This window comes from Martelella sp. UBA3392 (assembly GCF_002358775.1).
Classification (GTDB): domain Bacteria; phylum Pseudomonadota; class Alphaproteobacteria; order Rhizobiales; family Rhizobiaceae; genus Martelella; species Martelella mediterranea.
This window is the reverse complement of the sequence record NZ_DEPM01000172.1, coordinates 11,120-17,158: the sequence shown is the minus strand read 5'-3', so window position 1 is coordinate 17,158 and position 6,039 is coordinate 11,120. Positions and strand designations below refer to the sequence as shown.

Genomic DNA, 6,039 nt, shown 5'->3' with positions numbered 1-6,039 from the left:
CTGGCCGGCCGGCTGAGGGTCGGCGGCTCGCCGATCTTCACCGATGGCGTCGTGGCCAAGCTGATCGCGGAATTCCAGTCGCGCTATTCGGACGTCTATATCGATCAATCCTACGGCTATCTGGACACGCTCGAGGCCGGGCTGAGGAATGGCGGCCTCGATATCGCCATCCTGCCGCTTCATCCCCGGCAGGTGCCGTCCGACATGGAGTTCCTGCCGCTGCTTTCGGGCCGCAATGTCGTGGCGTGCCGGCAGGATCATCCGCTGACGCGGATCAAGGCGATCACCTCCGATGCGATCGCGCCCTATCCGTGGATCGCGCCGCCCTCCAACAGTCCGCTCTACCGCGACCTTGAGCGCGCGCTGAAATCCATGGGACAGGAAAGTTTCATGGTCAATTTCTCGGGCGGGACGCTGGCATCCATCCAATCGCTTCTGCTGGGGTCGGATTCGCTGACCGTGCTTCCCTATTCGGTGGTGTTCCTGAACCGCCGCACCATCCCGCTTGTCGCCCTGCCGTTGAAGATCGATCATCCGAACCGCCAGTTGGGCGTCATGACCAAGACCGATGGCAAGAGACCGCCGGCGGCCGAGCAGTTCATCACCTTCCTGCAGACCGAAGCCCAGCGGCTGCAGGCGCGCATGGAGCACGACGAACAGGTGACCCAACGCCGCGGCTGAACCCGAAGGGCTCTATTTCAGCGCGACATAGGTCTTGGGATCCAACATCGCGATGCGCACGGCGACCGACTGCCCCGTGACATGACCGATCTGCTCGCGAAGCTGCCCGGCCACTTCGGTGACCATCCCGTGCGTGCGGTCCGGCCGCTCCAGCAAGGAAAGCTCGACATTGATCTGGGGCTGATCCGGCAGGCCGAGCACCGGGATTATGGCCAGTTGGAAGGCTTCATTGCCGACCGAGAGACTGGAACACAGCGAGGTGCGCATATCCGGCAGAAACGCCGCGAGACGGTCCCGCGCCGCACCGTATTGCGCCTCATCGATGAAGATCTTGACGTTGGGCATTCTGACCTCATTGTGAAACGAGAACGAAATCGAAGGGGGAGCGCCACAGCGTTGCGCCGTCCTCAATCCGCTCATAGGGCGCAATCAGGGTGTTCTTGACGCCGAAAACGGCGTCGGATTCCAGATATTTATCACCGCCGACAAAGGTGTGGGTGACCAGTTTCTGATAGCCCGGCGCGGTGACGAGATAGTGCATATGCGCAGGGCGGTAGGGATGGCGGCCGAGATGGCCGAGCATCTGTCCCACCGGACCGTCATCGGGGATCGGGTAGCTGACCGGCTTGATGCCGACAAAACTGTAGCGCCCGTCCGCCCCGGTGATGAACCGCCCGCGATTGTTCCATTTCGGCTGAATGCCCGGCTGCTGAACGTCGTAATAGCCATCGGCATTGTCCGACCAGACATCCACCGTCGCGCCTTCGATCGGGTTGCCGTCAATGTCGAGAACGCGGCCCTCGAACAGGCAGCTCTCGCCCTTGCCGTCCAAGGAAATAGTGTCGCCCATCTGCCGGATTGGCGCGCCGTCGACATGGAAGGGGCCGAAGACGGTGTTTTCCGTCGCGCCTTCGGGCCGCCGGTTGTTGATCGCGTCGACCAGCATCGAGAACCCGAGAACGTCCGACAGCAGAATAAACTCCTGCCGCTCCTCGGAGCACATCTGGCCCGTCTTCGTCAAAAAACCGATCGCATAGTCCCACTCTTCCTGGGTCAGATGGATTTCCTTGGCGAAATCATGAAGATGGCGAACGAGACAGGACATGACCTCCGCCAGACGCGCGTCCGTTTCGGGTCCCATGCGCGCATTGACGGTGCTGGCGGAATTGTCTTCGGTGAAATAGCTCATGAACTTCTACTCCTCAAAGGGGTCATGTGATTTTGCGATTGCGCGGGCCGGATTTCGGCGGAAGATGTTCGAGCGGCAGGAAGTCGAAGCCGGTTTTCTGCACGACGCCTCCCCACAGTCCTCGTCTTTCGAACAGCATGATGGCAATGCCGATTATTCCCAGAATGATCAGATAGACGGTTCCATAGTCCGCCAGCAGGCGCTGAAGCCCGTAGAAGACCAGCACCCCGATGATCGGCCCCGGCAGGGTGCCGATCCCGCCGATCACGACGATGAAGATGACGAAGGCGGTCCAGTCGATCACCGAAAAGGCGGCGTCGGGCGCGATCCGGCCAGTCTGGAGAAAGATGAGGCCGCCGCAAAGCCCGGTGCCAAAGGCGGTCAGCATGAAAACCAGCGCCTTGAGCCGCAGCGGATCGACGCCCACGGATCGGGCTGCGACCGTATTGTCGCGCATCGCCTGCAGGCCGAGCCCCATGCGCGAGCGCAGGAACAGCCAGCTTGCGGCGAGCATGACGACGACCAAACCCAGCGCGAGCCAGTAGGTCAGCACATCCACCGCGGCCGCGCCCGAGATATCGAGAAGGTCGCGCAAGGCCTGCACGCCCGGCATTTCGCGCGCGGCCCCCCTGGGCAGCGCGGTCCCCGTTCCCCCGCCAAGCGCCCGCCACTGGCTGAAGGACAGCCGGGCGATTTCGGCGACGGCCCATGTGCCGATCGCGAAATAGGCACCGTAAAGACGGAAGGTGAAGAAGGCGACCGGGACCGAGAGCGCCATGGCCACCAGCCCGCCGATCAGAATGCCCGTCAGCGGGTCGATCCCCCAGAGGATCGCGGCGGCGAACATCGAATACGCCCCGACGCCGACGAAAAGCTGCTGGCCGACCGAGACCAGCCCGGCAAAGCCCGCCAGCATGTTCCAGTTCAGCGCCAGCACCAGCAGGCACAGCACCATGAACAGGTCCTGCACCAGGGCGCGCATGCCGAACAGCGGTATGATCGCCAGAATGACGATGATGACGGCGGAGAAGAGAAGTTCAAACGCGTTTCTCATGGCCGGTCCTCAATCATATGCGCGCGGGAACAGCCCGCGCGGTCGCACGAGCAGCACGACGACAAAGGCGACATGGCCCGCCAGAATTTGCCATTGGGGATTGATAGCGGCGCCAAACGCCTGTGCTACGCCGATGATCAACCCGCCGATCAGCGTTCCCCACAGGCTTCCGAGCCCGCCGATAATGACCGCCTCGAAGGCGTAGAGCAGGCGCGCCGGCCCGATCGACGGATCGAAGTTGGCCCTTGCACCGAGGTACAGCGCGGCGATCGTAGCCACCACCATCGCAATGCCGGTGGCGACCGCGAAAACCCGTTGCGGACGTATGCCCATGAGCTGCGCCGTCACCGGATCGTCGGAGGTTGCCCTGAAGGCCCGGCCAAGTGCTGTGCGGTAGAAGATCCAGTTCAGCCCGAGGATGACGAGAATGGCGGAGGCGAAGGTGATCAGCGGCATGACGCCGATATTCATCGTCCCGAGATAGACCGACTCGGCCTCGATGGGCCCGACCGGCAGCTTGCGGCTGTCGGCGGTAAACTGCTGCAGCAGCGCGTTCTGGATGACGATCGACAGGCCGAAGGTGACCAGAAGCGGCGGCAGGATATCCTCGCCCAGCACCCGGTTCAAAAGCGCGATCTGCAGCACATAGCCAAGCGCGAACATGATCGGCATGGCGATCAGCGCGGCGACGAACGGATTCAGCCCCAACACAGTGCCGACGCCGAGGATCAGATAGGCGGCCAGCACGATCAGATCGCCATGGGCCAGATTGACCAGCCGCATGATGCCGAAGACAAGGCTCAGCCCGGCGGCAAACAGGGCGTAAAGACCGCCAAGCAACAGGCCCTGAACAAGCGTATCCAACCAGATCATGCGTGACTTACTCCGAAATAGGCGTCGTGGATGGCCTCGCGCGACAGTTCCGAAGGATGCCCCGACAGGGTGATGCGGCCTTCCATCATGCAATGGACGACATCGGCGATTGCGAGCGCCTGTCCGATATCCTGCTCGACAACGATGATCGCCGTGCCGCTCTCGCGGATTTTCGGGAAGGAGGCGTAGATTTCGCGGATGACGACGGGGGCGAGCCCCAGGCTCAGCTCGTCGCACAGCAACACGGACGGGTTCGACATCAGCGCCCGCCCGAGCGCCACCATCTGCTGCTGGCCGCCCGAAAGCGCGGTCGCCGGCTGGCTGCGGCGTTCGGCCAGAACCGGAAACATTTCGAAGACGCGCGACAGGTTCCAGTAGGCGTTGCCCTTGCGGGCGTGCGCTCCGATCTCGAGGTTTTCCTCGACGCTCAGGCTCGGAAACAGGCAGCGTCCCTCCGGCATCATACTGATGCCGGCGCGCAGAATGTCCGGCGCGCCCAGCCGGTCGATGCGCCTGCCCTCCAGAGCGATCGTGCCCGCCGTTACCTTTGCGATGCCGGTGATGGCGCGCATCAGCGTGGTCTTGCCGGCGCCGTTCGCGCCGATGATGGCCAGCGCCTCGCCGTGCTTCAGCGTCAGATCGACGCCGAACAGGGCCTGAAAGTCGCCGTAATGGGCCGTCAGGTCGCGTATTTCCAGAAGCGCGCTCATGCCTCGATCCCCAGATAGATTTCGCGCACCTTCGGCGCGGCCATGACCGCGTCCGGCTTGCCGTCCATCAGCACCTCCCCGAAATTCAGCACCATCAGCCGGGACACGACTGCGTTCAGCGCATGCAGCACGTGCTCGATCCAGATGATCGCCATGCCCTCGGCATGGATGGCGCGGATCGTCGACACCAGTTCGCCGCACTCGCCATCGGTCAGCCCGCCCGCGATCTCGTCCAGCAGGATCACATGCGGCCGGGTGGACAGCGCGCGCGCCAGTTCCAGCCGCTTGCGGCTGAGAAGCGGAAGCGCCCCGGCCTTTTGCGTGGCCAGATGATCGAGCCCCGTACGGGTGAGAAGCTCCATGCAGAAATCCGGCGCTTCGGATGCCTTGACCGAACCGCCGAAGCGCGCCGCCACGAGCAGGTTTTCATAGACCGAGAGATGGCCAAAAGGCTGCGGGATCTGGAACGAGCGGCCAATGCCGCTGGCGCAGCGCTGCATCGGGCTTTCGCGGGTGACGTCGCGGCCGTCCAGCATCACCTGTCCGCTGTCCGGCTTGAGATTTCCGGTTATGAGATTGAAGAGCGTGGACTTTCCCGCGCCGTTCGGCCCGATGATGCCCAAGGCCTCGCCGGCGGCCAGATCGAAACTGACATTGTCAGCGACCTTCAGCGAGCCGAAGCTTTTCGACATTCCCTTGACTGAAAGGACTGCCATAATTGTTCTCTCCCCTTGCGGACCGTCTCCCGGCGCGTTCGCCGGAACAGTCCGCCTCCTCGCAATATCCGGCCTGCAGACCGGTTTTCCCGAACCGTTCCGCGTGACCAGCCGCCGAGCCTATCTTAGCCCGCCATGACGGGCAGCGTGATCGGATAGCTTCGTCAAAATATCGCTCCGGGTTATAATATCCGGCTTCCGGCGCTTCCGCCGCGAACAGCTCAGCGGAAAACGTCGCGATATTCCTCATCCAGCAATGCCAGACTGGCCACGCCGCTGCTGTCCTCGCGCAACCGGTGCCAGCGGCGATCCAGATAGACCAGCGATTCCCGCTCGGGCGCGGCGAGATCGGCGGTCGCCCCTTCAAGCAGTTCGGCGGCCACCAGCGTTGCCCCCTCGACCGCCAGCGTTCCGCTGATGCGCGCCCTGAACCAGGTCGAAACATTGGTGTAGCGCGGTTCGCCGGTCGGAAGCCGCGTCCAGGCAATGCCCGGACCGAAGCGGTCGGCGCCGGGCGTCGCGCCGAGCCGCGCCAGTTCCAGATCCGGGTAGCGCAACATATGGACAACCACGGTTTCCGCCTGCAACACCGCTGCCGTGGACCGCGATCGCGCCGAAAGCGAGAAGGCAATGGTCGGCGGAGAAGCGCTGACGGAAATCAGCGAGGACACGGTCATCGCCACCGGCTGATCGCCGGGATCGGCGGTGATCACCGCAACGCCCGCGGGATGGCAACGGAAAGCCTCGCGAAAGGCTTCGGCGACGGTATGGTGTTCAGGCATCAGGCATTACTCCGGCAGTCTGTATTGGCGGGGG

General features: G+C 63.4%; 8 protein-coding genes. 1 reads left to right on the top strand and 7 read right to left on the bottom strand.

All coding sequences use genetic code 11. The features are described from left to right. Positions 1-681: substrate-binding domain-containing protein (locus B4E36_RS13185; RefSeq protein ID WP_345900450.1), on the top strand; the 681-nt coding region annotated here is incomplete at its 5' end. 12 nt (positions 682-693) lie between these two features. Here B4E36_RS13185 and B4E36_RS13180 read toward each other — a convergent pair. The 7 genes from B4E36_RS13180 to B4E36_RS13150 form a co-directional block, all read right to left on the bottom strand. Further along, positions 694-1,026, bottom strand: coding sequence for a hypothetical protein (locus B4E36_RS13180; RefSeq protein ID WP_292054036.1), 333 nt, complete (start codon positions 1,024-1,026; stop codon positions 694-696). A gap of 7 nt (positions 1,027-1,033) precedes the next feature. Continuing rightward, complete coding sequence (locus B4E36_RS13175; protein ID WP_292054034.1) at positions 1,034-1,870, bottom strand: intradiol ring-cleavage dioxygenase; 837 nt, start codon at positions 1,868-1,870, stop codon at positions 1,034-1,036. Between the two features lie 22 nt (positions 1,871-1,892). Next, positions 1,893-2,924 (bottom strand): branched-chain amino acid ABC transporter permease, encoded by a 1,032-nt coding sequence (locus tag B4E36_RS13170; protein ID WP_292054031.1) that lies wholly within the window; start codon positions 2,922-2,924, stop codon positions 1,893-1,895. A 9-nt stretch (positions 2,925-2,933) separates the two neighbouring features. After that, positions 2,934-3,797, bottom strand: coding sequence for a branched-chain amino acid ABC transporter permease (locus B4E36_RS13165; protein ID WP_292054028.1), 864 nt, complete (start codon positions 3,795-3,797; stop codon positions 2,934-2,936). Next, complete coding sequence (locus B4E36_RS13160; RefSeq protein ID WP_292054025.1) at positions 3,794-4,507, bottom strand: ABC transporter ATP-binding protein; 714 nt, start codon at positions 4,505-4,507, stop codon at positions 3,794-3,796. The genes B4E36_RS13165 and B4E36_RS13160 overlap by 4 nt, the downstream gene beginning before the upstream one ends. Then, positions 4,504-5,223 carry an ABC transporter ATP-binding protein gene (locus B4E36_RS13155; RefSeq protein WP_292054022.1) on the bottom strand — a complete coding sequence of 240 codons (720 nt, stop codon included), beginning with the start codon at positions 5,221-5,223 and terminating at the stop codon, positions 4,504-4,506. Before B4E36_RS13155 ends, B4E36_RS13160 begins: the two co-directional genes overlap by 4 nt. 221 nt (positions 5,224-5,444) lie before the next feature. Then, a complete protein-coding gene (locus tag B4E36_RS13150) occupies positions 5,445-6,005 on the bottom strand; it encodes a flavin reductase family protein (protein WP_292054019.1) in 561 nt (186 codons plus the stop codon). Between the last annotated feature and the right edge of the window lie 34 nt (positions 6,006-6,039).